The organism is Intrasporangium flavum, from assembly GCF_001956915.1.
GTDB lineage: Bacteria > Actinomycetota > Actinomycetes > Actinomycetales > Dermatophilaceae > Monashia > Monashia flava.
On record NZ_MLJO01000014.1, the window covers coordinates 1 to 15,250 of the forward strand.

Genomic DNA, 15,250 nt, shown 5'->3' on the forward strand with positions numbered 1-15,250 from the left:
GACGCAGCCGGACACACATTTACGAAAGAGGCCCGCCCGGGCAGCAAACCCGGGCCGGGCCTCTTTCGCATACCCGACCCCTTTTCGGAAAGGCCGGGCATGCGAAGAAGTGTTCTATTCGCGGCTCGCGAGAACAGCGCCCGACAGCTCGGCGAGGTCGTCGTCGCTCAGCTCGAGGTCACCGGCCGCGAGGTTCTCCTCGAGGTGCGCCACCGACGACGTGCCCGGGATGAGCAGGATGTTGTCGGCCCGGGCCAGCAGCCAGGCCAGGCCCACGCGCGCCGCTGGCACGTCGTATAGGGCGGCGACGGCCTTCACGGCCGGCTGGTCGACGACCTTCGGCAGGTGGGGGAAGGCCGAGCCGAGCGGGAAGTACGGTACGTAGGCGATGCTGGCGGCCGTGCAGGCCTCGAGCACCTCGGCGTCCTTCTGGTCGACGAGGCTGAACGGGTTCTGCACGCAGACGATCTCGGTCATCGACCGAGCCGTGGCCAGCTGGGCAGCAGTCACGGTCGACAGGCCGATGCCGGCGATCTTCCCCTCGTCGCGCAGGGCGACGAGCTCGCCCAGCTGCTCCTCGAGCGGGACGTCGGAGACGTGAGCGGGCTCGTCCTGGACGCCCTCGGTGTGCTCGTCGGTGCGACGCAGGTTGACGGCCGTGAGGTGGTCGACGCCGAGCGTGCGCAGGTTGTCCTCGACGTCGGTGCGCAGCTGCTCGGGTCGCTGGGCCGGCAGCCAGGCGCCGGTGTCGTCGCGCGTGGCGCCGACCTTCGAGACGAGGGCGAGGTGGTCGCCGTACGGGTGCAGGGCCTCGCGGATCAGCTCGTTGCTGACCCGCGGGCCGTAGAACTGGGCCGTGTCGATGTGGTCGACGCCGAGCTCGACGGCGCGGCGCAGCACCCGCAGGGCCTCGTCGCGGTCGCGGGGCGGGCCGAAGACGCCGGGGCCGGGCAGCTGCATCGCGCCGTAGCCCACGCGTCGGACCTCGCGGTCGCCGAGCGGGTAGGTGCCCGCGCCGCCGGCCTGGCGGTCGGTCGGGTCGGTGGACGGTGTGGTCGGTACGGAGGTGTCACTCACCCTCTCGACGCTAGGACTTCGAGCGCGCTCCAAGACAACCCCACCTGACCAACGGCTGACCGACTCTTCGTGCGGCGGTCACCCGCGCGCCGGGGTGCGTTCGCCTGCGCCCGCGAGGGTGGTGCGACTGATCCGCCACCCTCCAGGAGTGCACCCCATGGTCAACCTCGACCGTCGACGCTTCCTCCAGATCGCGGGCGGTGCGGCCGCGGCCTCGGTGCTCGACCAGAGCATTGCCCGGGCCGCGTCGATCCCCGCCAACCGGGCGACCGGCTCGATCAAGGACGTCGAGCACGTCGTCGTCCTCATGCAGGAGAACCGGTCCTTCGAGCACTACCTCGGCACCCTGCGCGGTGTCCGCGGCTTCGGTGACCCGCACCCGGTGACGCTGCCGAGCGGGCGGTCGGTGTGGCACCAGTCCGACGGCAGCCGCGACATCCTGCCGTTCCACCCGAGCACCGACGACCTCGGCGCGGCCTTCCTCGAGGGCCTGCCGCACAGCTGGACCGACGGCCAGGCCGCGGTCAACAAGGGCCGGTACGACGGCTGGGTGCCTGCCAAGGGCACGACGACGATGGCCTACCTGACCCGTCAGGACGCCGCGTTCCACCACGCCCTCGCCGACGCGTTCACCGTGTGCGACGCCTACTACTGCTCCTTCATCGGCAACACCGACCCGAACCGCTACTACCTGTGGAGCGGGTGGACCGGCAACGACGGCCGAGGGGGCGGACCGGTCCTCTACAACGACGAGCTCGGCTACGACTGGACCACCTACCCCGAGCGCCTCGAGAAGGCCGGCGTCACGTGGCGGGTCTACCAGGACGAGGGCACCGGGCTCGACGGTCCGGGGTCCTGGGGCTGGACCTCCGACCCGTACGTCGGCAACTACGGCGACAACTCGCTGCTCTACTTCAACGCCTACCGCAACGCCGAACCGGGAAGCCCCCTGTACGAGAAAGCGCGTCGTGGCACGAGGGCGCGCGACGGCGAGGACTACTTCGCGCAGCTGCGTCGCGACGTCGAGGCCGGGAGCCTGCCGCAGGTCAGCTGGATTGCCGCCCCCGAAGCCTTCAGCGAGCACTCGAACTGGCCGACCAACTACGGCGCCTGGTACATCAGCAAGGTCCTCGACACCCTGACGGCCAACCCCGAGGTGTGGGCGCGCACGGCGCTGTTCATCACCTACGACGAGAACGACGGCTTCTTCGACCACCTCGTGCCCCCGCACACCAACAGCCGGGTGATCCCGGGCGCGTCGACGGTGCCGACCGACCACGAGTTCTACGACGGCGAGCACGGCCCGGGCGCGTACGGCCTCGGCCCGCGCGTGCCGATGTTCGTCGTCTCGCCGTGGAGCACCGGGGGCTGGGTCTCCAGCGAGACCTTCGACCACACGTCGGTGATCCGCTTCCTCGAGCGCCGCTTCGGGGTGCACGAGCCGAACATCACCCCGTGGCGTCGGGCCGTCTGCGGCGACCTCACCTCGGCCTTCGACTTCTCGCGGAAGGAGGCCGTCGTGCCGACGCTTCCCGACACGACGCACTGGAAGCCCTTCGACGACCAGCGCCACCCGTCCTACCGCCCGACGCCGCCGGCCGAGGGCGTCATGCCCCGGCAGGAGCCCGGCACCCGCCCAGCGCGCCCGGTGGGCTACGACGTCCGCGACCGCGAGCGGGCCACGGCGGGGGCCGTCACCGTCGAGCTGGAGAACCTCGGTCGCATCGGCGCGCACCTGCAGGCCCGCCTCCTCGAGCCTGACCGGGCACCGCACAGCTACACGATCGGGGCGGGGGACGCGCTCACCGCCACGTGGCCGGTGACCGGCGCCTACGACATCGAGGTGCACGGCCCGAACGGGTTCTACCGCCGGTACGCCGGCGACACGACCCGGCGCGACGGCGCGGTCCACGTCGAGCTCGTCCGCGAGGGCCGCTCACAGCGCCTCACCGTCAAGGCCGTCGCACCCCGCGGCACCCGCGTCCTCGTGCAGGACGCCTACGGCCGGGAGCAGGACGCCGGTCGTCGCGCGGTCGTCGTCGACACGGCGCGCTCGGGCGGGTGGTACGACCTCACGGTCACGGTGCCCGGCACGCCCTGGCTGCGTGCCTTCGCCGGGCACCTCGAGAACGGCAGGCCGTCGGTCAGCGAGCCCGCGCTCGGGCGGGCCTGACCGGCGCGGGAAAGCCCCCGTCCCGACGCCCGACAGGATCGTCGGCTCCACGCGTCGGGACGGGGAGTCCTGCCGGGCCCCGGGTCAGGTCGCCGACGACGGCGTCGCCGAACCCGTCGAGCCGCCCGAGCCGCCCGAGCCCGAGCCGCCCTGCTGGCCGTAGCCGTTCGAGCCGTTCGAGCCGTTGGGTCCGCCCATCCCCATGCCGTGGGGACCGTCACCGTCCCCGTCCCCACGACCGCCCGGACCGCCCTGGCCCATGACCTGGACGGCGGTCACCGCGTAGCTCTTGTCCACCTGCACGATGATGTGCGTCCCGTCCGTGCGCACCATGTGAGCCTCGTAGACGCCGTCCGAGTCCGTCTCGACCCGTTCGATCGTCGCGGTGGGCTCCTTGGCCTTGGCGGCCGCGGTGACCTTGGCGGCGACGTCACCGGTGAGCAGCTGCTCGTCCGAGCGCATCGGCTTGCTCGGGTCGGTGTTGCCGTTGCCGTAGCCGCCGCCGGCGCCGGGCATGCCCTGTCCGCCCTCGCCGACCATGCCGTAGCCGGCGTTCGCGGCGAAGCCGGTGCCGGCGTTCGCGGTACCGGTCGCGCTCGCGAGGGAGGCGGCCCCGATGGCGATCCCTGCCGCGGCGACGATGCCGGCGCCGGTGAGGGCCATTCGCTTGGCGTTCATGCGTTCTCCTTGCTCTCTGCCTTGCTCTCTGCCTGGCGCTCTGCCATTGCCCCCACGGTCCGGAGCCGACCTGTGCGCGGCCCGTCATCCGGCCCAGCCGTACGTGTGGCTCGCTGTGAACCGCCCACTTGAGTGCAATCCGGACAAATCGGGTATGTGGGCCCCAGCCCGGCGCCAGTCCGGCGCCGCGACGCGGAGGTCCGCCCGTGCCCGGTCCGCTCGACCAGCCCTCGTCGCCGACGCGCCACGCGCGTCACGACCACCCGGCCCGGCGCCCTCGACGTGCCGTCGTGGCGCTCGTCGGCGTCGCGCTCCTCGGGTCGCTGGTCGTGGCCCCGGACGCGGTGGCCGCCAGCACGCCGAGCCCACCCCCGTCGTCCGGCACCACCAGCGCCCCCGACGCGGCGACGACGCGCTCCGCGCAGTCGTCCGGCACCTCCACGCCGACGCCGGCTGCCACGAGCACCGACGCGTCACCCACGCCGCCGTCGGCGCCCGCCGCCCCACCCGGCACCGTTACGGTCACCGGCGCCCCCCGCGTCGGTGCCACCCTGACCGCCACCACCGAGGGCTGGGACCCCGACCTGACGCTCACCTACCAGTGGACGGTCGACGCGACCCCGCTCGCCGGCGCCACCGACCCGACGCTCGTCGTCCCGCCCTCGGCCCTCGGCAAGCAGGTCGCCGTCGTCGTCACCTCGCACCGGGGTGACACGACCGTCGACCAGGTGACGAGCGACCCCGTCGGACCGGTCACTCCCGGGGCCTTCACCTCGGCCCCGACGCCGACGGTCACCGGCACGCTCCGCGTCGGCCGGGTGCTCACGGCGGTGCCCGGCGCCTGGGCCCCGGCCGCGACGTTCACCTACCAGTGGCGCGTCGACGGGGTGGCCGTCAGCGGCGCCACCGGGCGCACCTTCACGCTCCGGGCAGCCGACCGGACCAAGCGCGTCACCGTCACGGTCACCGGGTCGAGGGACGGTTTCACGCCGGTCGCGCGCACCTCCGCGCCGACGGCCGTCGTCGACTGGGGCGTGTTCGCGGCTGCGCCGACCCCGGTCGTCACGGGCACGCCGCAGATCGGGTCGTCGGTCGGCATCGCGGCAGGCACGTGGTCGCCGGGTGCGACGCTGACCTACCAGTGGCGCATCGACGGGCGGCCCGTCGCCGGCGCGACCAAGTGGTGGCTCTACCTCGACGCCGGCCGGCTGGGTCACCGCGTCGACGTCGTCGTCACGGCCCGACGCTCCGGCTTCCTGACCGTCGTGCGCACGAGTGCCGCCCGAGGGCCGATCACGCGGCCGTTCAGCACCGCGCCCACCCCGCACATCGGTGGCTTCTTCCGGCGCGTCGGCTGGCCGGTCACGGTGACCACGGGCACGTGGGGGCCGGCCGCGAGCGTCGTCGTGCAGTGGCGGCGCAACGGCATCGCGATCCCGGGCGCCACCGGCCGCGCCTACCGGCCGACCACCGCCGACCTCGGCAAGCGCCTCACCGTCACGGTGACCGGCCGCCGCTCCGGCTACACGACGACCGCCCGCACGAGCGCGGCCTCACCCGCCGTGCTGCCCGCGCCCTACGGGTTCACGAGCTCCGGCGCGCCCGCCACCCCGCCCGTCGCCGCGTACGCCCCGTCGGCCATCAAGCTCATGACCGACGAGCAGTGGGCCAGGGTGCGCGCCAGCGGGGTGTGGCGCGACGGGTGCCCCGGATATCGCACCTCGTTCCGACGCGTCGAGGTGCCCTACTGGGGGCTGGACGGCCGGACGCACCGCGGGTGGGTCAACGTCAACGCCGACGTCGCCTCGAGCACGGCCAAGATCTTCAACACCCTCTACGCCAAGAAGTTCCGGATCCACCGGGTCGAGGGCATCGAGATGTTCGGTGGGTGGGAGTGGCTCGGGTCCAAGGGCAACGTGTCCACCTCGCTCAACTGCCGCAAGCCCTCCGAGCAGAACTCGGCCAACTCGTCGTCGCCGCACGCCTGGGGCCGGGCGCTCGACCTCAACCCGGTGCAGAACCCGTACATCAACCCGCGCACCGGAACCTGGGACCCCAACGCCCCGGCCTCGGCCAGCGCCGCGGGCGCGATCCGCTACGGCGGTCTCGCCTGGACCGTGCTCCGGTCCTACGACTGGTACTGGTCGGGCACCGACTCGTGGCGCGACTACATGCACTTCGACACCGGCTACCCGTCGCGGCCCAAGGCCGGCTACGTCGTGACGCCGGACGGCGACGAGCTGATGCACGGCTCGCTGGCCTGAGTCGTCACGCGCCGAGCGACGCCCCGAGCCGGCCGAGCAGGTCGGCGAGGGTGCGTCGCTCCGACGCGTCGAGGACCGAGAGCAGGCGGTCCTCGTTGGCCAGGTGCTCGGGCACGGCGCGGTCCATGAGCTCGCGACCGGCCTCGGTGAGCGCCACGATGCGGCTGCGGCGGTCCCCGCTCGCGACCCGTCGCTCGACGAGCCCAGCGGCCTCGAGGCGGTCGATGCGCTTGGTCACGGCGCCGGAGGTCACCATCGTCTGCTCCATGAGCGCGGTCGGCGTCAGCTCGTAGGGGGCGCCGTTGCGGCGGAGTGTGGCGAGCACGTCGAAGTCGCCCTCGCCGAGGCCGAAGCCGGTGTAGACGCGGACGAGCTCGGTCGTCAGGGCGAGGGCGACGCGGTGGAGGCGCCCGATGACGAGGATCGGCGACGCGTCGAGGTCGGGGCGCTCGCGCGCCCACTGGTCGACGACGTGCTGGGCGTGGTCCGGCGGCGGCGGGTCGGTGCGTCGGCTCATGGTCTGGACTATATCTTCCGCGGAAGGTAACTTATCTTCCATGGAAGATAACAAGGGTTCGTGGGGGACGGTCGCCCTCACCGCGCTCCCGGCGGCGATCTGGGGCTCGACCTACGCGGTGACCCAGGAGTGGCTGCCGCCCGGTCGCCCGCTCTTCGCCGCCACGGTGCGAGCGCTGCCCGTCGGGCTGCTCATGCTGCTGTGGCTGCGGCGGTTGCCCCGCGGCGACTGGTGGTGGCGGGCGCTCGTCCTCGGCAGCCTCAACATCGGCGTCTTCTACGCGCTGCTCTTCGTCGCGGCCTACCGCCTGCCGAGCGGCCTCGGCGCGACGCTCGTCGCGACGGCGCCGGTGGTCACCATGGTCGTGGCGCGGATCCTGCTGGGGGAGAGGCCGACCCGCGTCGCCGTCGGTGCGGGGCTCGTCGGGCTCGTCGGTGTCGGGCTGCTCGTGGTGCGGGGCGGGCTCGACCGCCCCGTCGACGCCGTGGGCCTGCTCGCCGGGGTGCTCGCCGTGGTCTCGGCCTCGACCGGCTTCGTCCTGACGCGACGGTGGGCGCCGCGCGACCACGTCGTCACGGTCACCGCCTGGCAGCTCGTCGCCGGCGGTCTCGTGCTCCTGCCCCTCGCGGCCGTCGTCGAGGGCACCCCGCCCGCACTCGACCTGCCGGCCCTCGGGGCGCTCGCCTACCTCGGGCTGCTCGGCAGCGGGCTCGCGTACGTGCTGTGGTTCCGCGGTTTGTCGCTGCTCGGCCCCACGAACGCCTCGATCATCGGCCTCGTCAACCCGGTCGTCGGCGTCCTGCTCGGCGTCCTGGTGCTCGGCGAGGACTTCGGCGCCGTGCACCTGGCGGGCATGGTCCTCGTCGTCGGCAGCGTCCTCGCCGCGCAGCAGCCGGTGCGCGACGCGGTGGCGCGGGCGCTCGCCCGGCCCACGAGAGCGGACGCCGCGGTCGAGGTGCCCCGGCGGGCAGGGGTCGACGCGGGGGCCTGCCACGGGTAAGGGTGGGGCATGAGCAGCGGCCCCGAGGCAGACCACACCTTCGACGTCATCGTCATCGGGCTCGGCCCCGGGGGTGAGCACGTCGCGGGCACGCTCGCCGAGCGGGGACTGCGGGTCCTCGGCGTCGACCGCCGCCTCGTCGGCGGCGAGTGCCCCTACTGGGGCTGCATCCCCTCGAAGATGATGATCCGCGCGGCCGACGCGCTCGCCGAGGCCCGACGTGTCCCCGGCCTCGCCGGCACGGTCGGTGACGTCACGCCCGACTGGGGACTCGTGGCCCGGCGCATCCGCGAGGAGGCCACCGACGACTGGGACGACACGGTCGCCGTCGACCGGCTCACCGGCAAGGGAGCGACCTTCGTCCGCGGCACCGGCGTCATCACCGGCCCCGGCCGTGTCGACGTCGACGGCACCGCGTACGCCGCGACCCGAGGCATCGTCGTCAACACCGGCACGACCCCCGCGATCCCGCCCATCGAGGGCCTCGCCGACGTCCCCTACTGGACCAACCACGAGATCATCGAGGCCACCGACCTGCCCGACTCCCTCGTCGTCCTCGGCGGCGGCGCGATCGGGTGCGAGCTGAGCCAGGCCGTGTCCCGGTTCGGCACCACCGTCACGGTCGTCGAGGCCGCCGACCGGCTCCTCGCGCTCGAGGAGCCGGAGGCGTCGGCGAAGGTGGCCGAGGTGTTCGAGGCCGAGGGCATCACGGTGCGCACCGGCGTCGGGGCCTCGAAGGTCGAGGCGCGCGACGGCGGCGTGCGGGTCACCCTCGCCGACGGCACGCACGTCGACGCCGACCGCCTCCTCGTCGCCACCGGCCGCCGCACCGACGTCACCGGCGTCGGGCTGCACCACGTCGGCGTGGCCGAGGACGCCCGCGTCGCGCCCGTCGACGACGAGTGCCGGGTCACCGACGGGGTCTGGGCGATCGGCGACATCACCGGCAAGGGCGCCTTCACGCACGTGTCGATGTACCAGGCCGGGATCGTCGTCCGGGACGTCATGGGCGACGACGGGCCGCCCGCCGAGTACGCGGCCCTGCCGCGGGTCACCTTCACCGACCCCGAGGTCGGGTCCGTCGGCCTCACCGAGGCCACCGCGCGTGAGGAGCTCGACGCCGTGACCGTGGGGGTGACGCCCCTCGGCGAGACGACCCGCGGCTGGATCGCGAAGGCCGACGGGCTCATCAAGGTCGTCGCCGACGCCGACAGCGGGCTGCTCGTCGGCGCGACGGTCGTCGGCCCCGCGGGTGGTGAGGTCCTCGGCGCGCTCGCCGTCGCCGTCCACGGCAAGGTGCCGGTCGAGCGGCTCCGCTCGATGATCTACGCCTACCCGACGCTCCACCGGGGCATCGAGGACGCGCTCGGTCGGCTGTCCTGAGCCGTCGTCCTGAGCCGTCGTCCTGAGCCGTCGTCCTGGGCCGTCACCCTGGGCCGTCCGGAGCGGGCGCTACGGTGAGGCCATGCCCCAGCGCCTGCTCGCCCTCGACCTCGACGGGACGACCCTCAACCACATGGGCGAGCTGTCGCCGCGCGTCCGCGACGCGATCCGCGCCCTGCCCGAGGAGGTCCGCGTCGTCGTCTCCACCGGTCGGTCGATCATCGCGACGACGCCGGTGCTCGAGCAGCTCGGGCTGAGCCGCGGGTACGCGGTCTGCTCCAACGGCGCCGTCACCCTCGAGCTGGACCCCGCCCAGGAGCAGGGGTACCGGATCATCGACACCGTCACCTTCGACCCGCGCGCGGTCCTGGAGAAGATGCGGGTGGCCCTGCCCGACGCGCTCATCGCCGTCGAGGAGCTCGGCGTCGGGTTCAAGGTGAGCCGGCACTTCCCCGACGGCGAGCTGATGGGAGCCTCCCGCGAGGTGTCGTGGGAGGAGCTCGTCGAGCACCCCGTCACCCGCGTGACGCTGCGCCAGCCCGAGGCCAGCGCCGAGGAGTTCATGGAGATGGTCGAGCGTGCCGGCCTCCACGGCGTCTCCTACGCGGTGGGCTGGTCCGCGTGGCTCGACATCAACCCCGAGGGCGTCTCCAAGGCCTCGGCCCTCGAGCTCGTCCGACGCCACCTCGGCGTCGAGCCCATCCACACCGTGGCGTGCGGCGACCAGCGCAACGACCTCGAGATGCTGCACTGGGCCGCCTGGGGCGTGGCCATGGGCAACGCTCCCGACGAGGTCAAGGCGATCGCCGACGAGGTCACCGGGCACGTCGACGAGGACGGCCTCGTGCCGGTCGTCGAGGCCGTGGCGGCGGCGGCGCGCGCCGGCGTGCCGTTCCGCGAGGGCATCCCGTCGGCGGCCACGGCCCGGCTGGAGCTCTGAGCCCGGCGGCCCGGGCGGGCCGTGCGAGAAAAGTCGTGGGGTCGTGTCGAGACCGGGCGGTGCCGTTCGACGCACGGGTGAGAGCAGGGGCCACCTGCGCCGACCAGAGGAGAGCACCGTGCGTTTCATGATCATCGTCCCGGCCAGCGCCGACACGGAGCGGGGTCGCCCCGGGACCACGCAGCAGTTCGCCGACATGCAGGCCTACAACGACCAGATGCTGCGGGCCGGCGTCTTCGTCGACGGCCAGGGTCTGCACCCGACGAGCCGCGGCGCCCGCGTGACGTGGGCCGACGGCGAGTGGTCGGTCACCGACGGCCCGTTCGCCGAGGCCAAGGAGCTCATCGCCGGCTTCACGATCATCGAGGTGTCCTCGCGCGAGGAGGCGATCGAGTGGCTCAAGAAGTGGCCCGCCTCGTGCGCCCCCGACCCCGGCCAGCACCTCGAGCTGCGGCAGGTCTACGCCCCCGAGGACTTCGGCGAGGAGTTCACCGCCGAGCTGCGCGAGCGCGAGGAGCAGATGCGCGAGGAAGCCGCCCGCGCCGCCGCCCGCGGCTGAACCGGCCGACGCGGTGTCCTTGCGTCACTGCTCAGTCAGAGTGAGCACTGACGTAGGAGATGAGGTGTGGCCCGCCAGGCGGCGCCTTCCCGTTGCTACGTCACTGCTCAGTGAGAGTGAGCAGTGACGCAGGCCGAAGGAGACGGCGGGTGGTCGGTGAGGCGTGCGAGAGTTGCGCCGTGGCTGAGACGACGCAGACCGACCCCGACGAGGTGCGCCGGACGCTCGAGGCGGTGTGGCGCATGGAGGCGGCCAAGGTGGCGGCCGTCGTCGCCCGCGTCGTCGGCGACATCGGCCTCGCCGAGGACCTCGCCCAGGACGCGTTCGTGCAGGCGCTGGAGCAGTGGCCGCGCGACGGCATCCCCGACAAGCCCGGCGCGTGGCTGACCCAGACGGCCCGGCGCCGGGCCGTCGACCGCATCCGTCGCGACGTCAACCTGGCGCGCAAGCTGCAGCAGGTCGGACACATGGAGGAGCTGAGGGTGGCCGAGTTGGCCGAAGGCGACTTCGACGCCGCGCTCGAGGACATCGACGACGACGTCCTCGGCCTCATCTTCGCCGCCTGCCACCCGGCCCTCACGGCACAGGCTCGGATCTCCTTGACGCTGAGGATGATCGGCGGCCTCACCACGCGTGAGATCGCCCGGGCCTTCCTCACCACCGAGACGACGATCGGGCAGCGCATCTCGCGCGCCAAGCGGACGCTGAGCCAGGACGGCGTCACCGTCGAGGTGCCGTCCGGGGCCGAGCTGGCGCCACGGCTGGCGTCGGTGCTCGAGGTCGTCTACCTGATCTTCAACGAGGGCTACGCCGCGACGTCGGGCCGCGACTGGGTGCGCGGCGACCTCATGGAGGAGGCCATCCGGCTCGGTCGCGTGCTCGCGGCGCTCGCACCGCGCGAGGCCGAGGTGCACGGCCTCCTGGCGCTCATGGAGATCCAGGCCTCGCGAACCCGGGCCCGCATCGGCCGCGACGGCGAGCCGGTCCTGCTCCTCGACCAGGACCGCACCACGTGGGACTGGGCACTGATCCGCCACGCGCTCGCCGCGCTCGACCGGGCCCTCGACCTCGCCGGCTCACCGGGTGCCGACGGTGCTCCGCCGCCCGGGCCCGGCCCCTACCTGCTCCAGGCCGCCATCGCCGCCTGCCACGCGCGGGCCCGTACGCCGGAGGACACCGACTGGGGCCAGATGGTCGGCCTCTACGAGCAGCTCGCGACGCTGCGGCCCTCGCCGGTCATCGACCTCAACCGCGCGGTGGCGCTGTCGTACGCGTCCGGGCCCGAGGCGGCGCTCGCCGTCGTCGACGGGCTCGTGGCGGCAGGCGGGCTCGCCGACTACCACCTGCTGCCGAGCGTGCGGGGAGACCTGCTGCTGCGGGTCGGGCGCGAGGACGAGGCGCGGGCCGAGTTCGCGCGCGCCGCCGACATGGCCCAGAACGAGGCCGAGCGGGCCCTCCTGCAGCGCAGGGCCTCCGGCCAGGACTGAGCCGGGGCCGGCGGCGCCTCGCGTCACTGCCAAACCACCGACGACGCCGGTGTATCAGGACTACCGTCGAGAGACCCTGCACAGGCAGACCGTCGACCGAGTCCCGACTGTGGGGAGGCGTCCGTGGGGGCCGTCCACCGATCGTGCACCGGGTACGCGTCCGAGCCGTTCGCGACGCTCGTGGCGCAGTACCCGGGCGAGGACGTGTACCCCTCCGGCGACTTCCGCACCGAGTGGGGCCCGATCTTCCACCGTGGCCGGCTCGACGGCAGCGCCCGGGTCGTGGTGCTCGGGCAGGACCCGGCGGCCCACGAGTCGGTGACCCGCCGCATCCTCGTCGGAGTGGCCGGCCAGCGGGTGCAGGGGCTGCTCGCCAGGGTCGGCGTCACGACGAGCTACGCGATGGTCAACACCTACGTCTACAGCGTCTTCGGCCAGTCGGCCGGCAACCGCCACGCGAAGGACGCCGCCATCGCCGCCTACCGGCACCGCTGGCTCGACGCGCTGCTCGTCGGGACCGACGTCACCGCCGTCGTCGCCCTCGGCGACCTCGCGGACCGGGCCTACCGGGTGTGGGCGAAGACCCGGCCCGACACGTCGGAGCGCCTGCACCTCGCCGCCGTGCGGCACCCCACCTACGCCGACGCGATCGCCCGTGCGACCGGCCGGCCCCTGGCCGAGACGACCGCCGAGCAGCTCGCGAACTGGAACGCCGCGCTGCCCGGGATCGCCGAGCACGTCGTGGCCGACGAGCCGACGACGCTCGTGCCCTACGGCGACGCGTGGGCTCCGGGCGACCTCGCCCCGATCCCCGAGCAGGACCTCCCGGCAGGCACGCCGGCGTGGTGGCGTGACGTCGAGCCGTGGGCCGCCCGCACCGGCGACACCGCCCAGACCAAGCGCGCCACCCTCACCGTCACCGTCCCGGAAGGAGCCCGCACGTGGCCAGCACTGTGAGCCGGAGCGCCGGTCGGCACGCGACCGGCACCAAGTCCGACCTCGAGCACTGGGAGTCCGGCCCGTCGCGGACCCGCCGCGGCCGCGACCCGTTCGACACCGCGTACGCCCGGGGCATCACCGAGGAGCTGCCCGAACCCGCCGTGCGCAGCCGGGCGCTGCCGCCGGCCCCCTTCGCGCTGCACGGCGCCGTCATCACGCCCGACGGCGCGTGGTCGAGCGGCTACGTCACCGTCGCCGACGGCGTCATCGCGCGGGTGTCGAGGCGCAGGCCCACCGACGTGCCCGTCCAGGAGACCGACGGCGTCCTCCTGCCCGGCCTGCTCGACCTGCACGGGCACCCGGAGTTCAACGTCTTCGCCGCCTGGGAGCCGCCGAGGCTCTACGACAACCGGTACGCGTGGCGCCGGTCGACGCCCTACCAGCAGCTCGTCCGCGACCCCCAGAACCGGCTCCTGACGCAGGTGCCGCCGAAGACGCAGACGCGGTACGCCGAGGTGCGCGCCCTCGTCGGCGGGGTCACCGGCATCCAGGGCGCGTCGGGGGCGAGCACGTCGACGTCCGAGCCGCTCGTGCGCAACGTCGACCAGTGGGCGTTCGGGGCGCACCGGGCCCGCTCGATGGTCGACCTGCCGTCGGGCTCGTTCGGGCTGCCGACCTTCCAGCGCGTCATGGAGCGCATCGCGGCCGGCGACGTCACCGCGTTCTACCTGCACCTGTCCGAGGGCCGGCGCGGAGATGCGGTGAGCGCCAAGGAGTTCCAGCACTTCCTCGACCTCGGCGGCGCGACGCCGGCGACGAACGTCATCCACGGCAGCGCTCTGACGGCCGACGACCTGCGCACGCTCGCGGGCGCCGGCTGCCGGCTCGTGTGGTCGCCGCAGTCGAACCTGCGCCTCTACGGCGAGACGACGCTCGCCGGCGAGGCGCTCGCAGCCGGGATGCCCGTCGCGCTCGGCGCCGACTGGCTGCCCTCCGGCTCGACCAGCCTGCTCGCCGAGATGAAGGTCGCCCGACGCGAGCTGGCCCAGCAGGGCCACCCGGTGCCCGCGGCCGACCTCGTCGCGATGGTGACGTCGGTGGCGGCGCGCGTGGCCGGGCTCGACGAGCACCTCGGCGCGGTCGCGGAGGGACGCCCGGCCGACCTCGTCGTGCTCGAGCGCCACCACGCGGACCCCTACGAGAACGTCTGTCTCGCCGACCCGTCGTGGGTCGAGCTCGTCTGCATCGGCGGCGACGTCACCTACGCCCGCGCGGACTGGTTCGCGAGCCTGTCCGGTGCCGCCGAGGGCACGACCATCGAGGACCTCGTCGCGTGGGGCAAGCCGATGCGCCTCGACACCGGCTTCCAGGGCGGCGCCGACGTGCCGTCGCTGTCGACGGTCCGTGGCCTGCTCACCGACGCCTACCCGGCCGTCGGCCCGATCTTCGCCTGAGCCGCCGGCCGCGGCCCGAACACGACCCGAACACGACCCGGACCGACGCTTCACCTGCGCGCGGCACCGTGGGTGCCATGACGAACCTGACCCGCCGGACGACCGGCACCCTCCGCGCCGTCGCGCGCCCCTCGAGCGCGGTCGCGGCCGCGGTCCTGCTCGCCGGCGGCCTCGCCCTCGGCGCCTGCTCCAAGGAGGTCCCCGCCGCGAGCGGCGCCCCCGCGGGTGTCGGCGCCGTCCAGGCCGACGCGTCGGGCGGCGACACCAGCACCGTCGACCTCGTCGACGCCGCCCTGACGACCCCGGCCGCCGGCACCTCCGGAACCGGCGCCGACACGCCCCTGGGTGCCGGTGACCATCGTGGCCTGCGGGCCCGGCTGCTGCGCGCGCTCCACGCCACGTGGGTCACCGAGGGCAAGAACGGCCCGGTCACCCACCAGGCGATCCGCGGCGAGGTCACCGCGGTGTCCGGCACGTCGGTGACCGTCAAGGCCAAGGACGGCGTCTCGATGACGTTCACCGTCATCGGCGACACCCGAGTGCGCGCCCGCGCGAACGGCAAGGGCGCCGACTCGACGATGTCGGCGCTGCACGTCGGCGACAAGGCGTTCGTCGCCGGCGTCGGGGCGACGAACCCGCAGGCCCGCGTCGTCGTCTTCCGGAGTGGGACTGCCGCCAAGCCGGCCAAGCCGGCCACGCCGGCACCGAGCGCGACCAGCTGACGAGTCCTCGGCCGGCCGCTGACGGGGCGCCGGTGGGTTCGGGGGGAGGCGCGTCAC

At 73.8% G+C, this 15,250-nt stretch carries 13 protein-coding genes; 10 read left to right on the top strand and 3 right to left on the bottom strand.

Features of this window, described 5'->3' with window-relative positions:
• Window positions 1-114: 114 nt before the first annotated feature.
• On the bottom strand, window positions 115-1,077 hold the full coding sequence (locus BIV28_RS12380; RefSeq protein ID WP_083707305.1) for an oxidoreductase: 963 nt from the start codon (window positions 1,075-1,077) through the stop codon (window positions 115-117).
• A gap of 157 nt (window positions 1,078-1,234) precedes the next feature.
• Here BIV28_RS12380 and BIV28_RS12385 point away from each other — a divergent pair, with 157 nt between their 5' ends.
• Window positions 1,235-3,250, top strand: coding sequence for a phosphocholine-specific phospholipase C (locus BIV28_RS12385; protein WP_076262265.1), 2,016 nt, complete (start codon window positions 1,235-1,237; stop codon window positions 3,248-3,250).
• An 84-nt stretch (window positions 3,251-3,334) separates the two neighbouring features.
• On the opposite strand, the gene BIV28_RS12390 is transcribed toward BIV28_RS12385, so the two are convergent.
• The gene (locus tag BIV28_RS12390) at window positions 3,335-3,928 is read right to left on the bottom strand and encodes a hypothetical protein (RefSeq protein ID WP_076262267.1); all 594 of its coding nucleotides are present in this window, start codon (window positions 3,926-3,928) and stop codon (window positions 3,335-3,337) included.
• A 206-nt stretch (window positions 3,929-4,134) separates the two neighbouring features.
• Between BIV28_RS12390 and BIV28_RS12395 the strand changes: the two genes are divergently transcribed.
• Window positions 4,135-6,192 (top strand): M15 family metallopeptidase, encoded by a 2,058-nt coding sequence (locus tag BIV28_RS12395; RefSeq protein ID WP_076262269.1) that lies wholly within the window; start codon window positions 4,135-4,137, stop codon window positions 6,190-6,192.
• 4 nt (window positions 6,193-6,196) lie between these two features.
• On the opposite strand, the gene BIV28_RS12400 is transcribed toward BIV28_RS12395, so the two are convergent.
• Entirely contained in the window at window positions 6,197-6,709 is a 513-nt protein-coding gene (locus tag BIV28_RS12400) for a MarR family winged helix-turn-helix transcriptional regulator (RefSeq protein ID WP_076262271.1), read from the bottom strand.
• A 40-nt stretch (window positions 6,710-6,749) separates the two neighbouring features.
• Between BIV28_RS12400 and BIV28_RS12405 the strand changes: the two genes are divergently transcribed.
• The 8 genes from BIV28_RS12405 to BIV28_RS12440 all read left to right on the top strand — a co-directional run bounded on the left by BIV28_RS12405 (window position 6,750) and on the right by BIV28_RS12440 (window position 15,193).
• Window positions 6,750-7,709, top strand: a complete 960-nt coding sequence (locus tag BIV28_RS12405) for an EamA family transporter (RefSeq protein WP_076262273.1) — start codon at window positions 6,750-6,752, stop codon at window positions 7,707-7,709.
• Between the two features lie 9 nt (window positions 7,710-7,718).
• On the top strand, window positions 7,719-9,092 hold the full coding sequence (locus BIV28_RS12410) for a dihydrolipoyl dehydrogenase family protein (protein ID WP_076262275.1): 1,374 nt from the start codon (window positions 7,719-7,721) through the stop codon (window positions 9,090-9,092).
• Window positions 9,093-9,174: 82 nt separating this feature from the next.
• Window positions 9,175-10,032, top strand: coding sequence for an HAD family hydrolase (locus BIV28_RS12415; protein ID WP_076262277.1), 858 nt, complete (start codon window positions 9,175-9,177; stop codon window positions 10,030-10,032).
• A gap of 127 nt (window positions 10,033-10,159) precedes the next feature.
• Entirely contained in the window at window positions 10,160-10,591 is a 432-nt protein-coding gene (locus BIV28_RS12420; RefSeq protein ID WP_207555958.1) for a YciI family protein, read from the top strand.
• A gap of 242 nt (window positions 10,592-10,833) precedes the next feature.
• Window positions 10,834-12,078 carry an RNA polymerase sigma factor gene (locus tag BIV28_RS12425; RefSeq protein WP_207555959.1) on the top strand — a complete coding sequence of 415 codons (1,245 nt, stop codon included), beginning with the start codon at window positions 10,834-10,836 and terminating at the stop codon, window positions 12,076-12,078.
• Between the two features lie 123 nt (window positions 12,079-12,201).
• Window positions 12,202-13,035, top strand: coding sequence for a uracil-DNA glycosylase family protein (locus BIV28_RS12430; protein WP_076262281.1), 834 nt, complete (start codon window positions 12,202-12,204; stop codon window positions 13,033-13,035).
• Window positions 13,020-14,471 carry an amidohydrolase family protein gene (locus BIV28_RS12435; RefSeq protein ID WP_242652966.1) on the top strand — a complete coding sequence of 484 codons (1,452 nt, stop codon included), beginning with the start codon at window positions 13,020-13,022 and terminating at the stop codon, window positions 14,469-14,471. The genes BIV28_RS12430 and BIV28_RS12435 overlap by 16 nt, the downstream gene beginning before the upstream one ends.
• Before the next feature lie 77 nt (window positions 14,472-14,548).
• The gene (locus BIV28_RS12440) at window positions 14,549-15,193 is read left to right on the top strand and encodes a hypothetical protein (protein WP_076262285.1); all 645 of its coding nucleotides are present in this window, start codon (window positions 14,549-14,551) and stop codon (window positions 15,191-15,193) included.
• Window positions 15,194-15,250 lie beyond the last annotated feature (57 nt).

What these genes read in the sequence shown, in the direction of transcription:
- BIV28_RS12415 (WP_076262277.1), top strand. Translation starts at nt 9,175, where the DNA reads ATGCCCCAGCGCCTGCTCGCCCTCGACCTCGACGGGACGACCCTCAAC.
- BIV28_RS12425 (WP_207555959.1), top strand. Translation starts at nt 10,834, where the DNA reads ATGGAGGCGGCCAAGGTGGCGGCCGTCGTCGCCCGCGTCGTCGGCGAC.
- BIV28_RS12400 (WP_076262271.1), bottom strand. Translation starts at nt 6,709, where the DNA reads ATGAGCCGACGCACCGACCCGCCGCCGCCGGACCACGCCCAGCACGTC.
- BIV28_RS12410 (WP_076262275.1), top strand. Translation starts at nt 7,719, where the DNA reads ATGAGCAGCGGCCCCGAGGCAGACCACACCTTCGACGTCATCGTCATC.
- BIV28_RS12405 (WP_076262273.1), top strand. Translation starts at nt 6,750, where the DNA reads ATGGAAGATAACAAGGGTTCGTGGGGGACGGTCGCCCTCACCGCGCTC.
- BIV28_RS12390 (WP_076262267.1), bottom strand. Translation starts at nt 3,928, where the DNA reads ATGAACGCCAAGCGAATGGCCCTCACCGGCGCCGGCATCGTCGCCGCG.
- BIV28_RS12420 (WP_207555958.1), top strand. Translation starts at nt 10,160, where the DNA reads ATGATCATCGTCCCGGCCAGCGCCGACACGGAGCGGGGTCGCCCCGGG.
- BIV28_RS12440 (WP_076262285.1), top strand. Translation starts at nt 14,549, where the DNA reads ATGACGAACCTGACCCGCCGGACGACCGGCACCCTCCGCGCCGTCGCG.
- BIV28_RS12385 (WP_076262265.1), top strand. Translation starts at nt 1,235, where the DNA reads ATGGTCAACCTCGACCGTCGACGCTTCCTCCAGATCGCGGGCGGTGCG.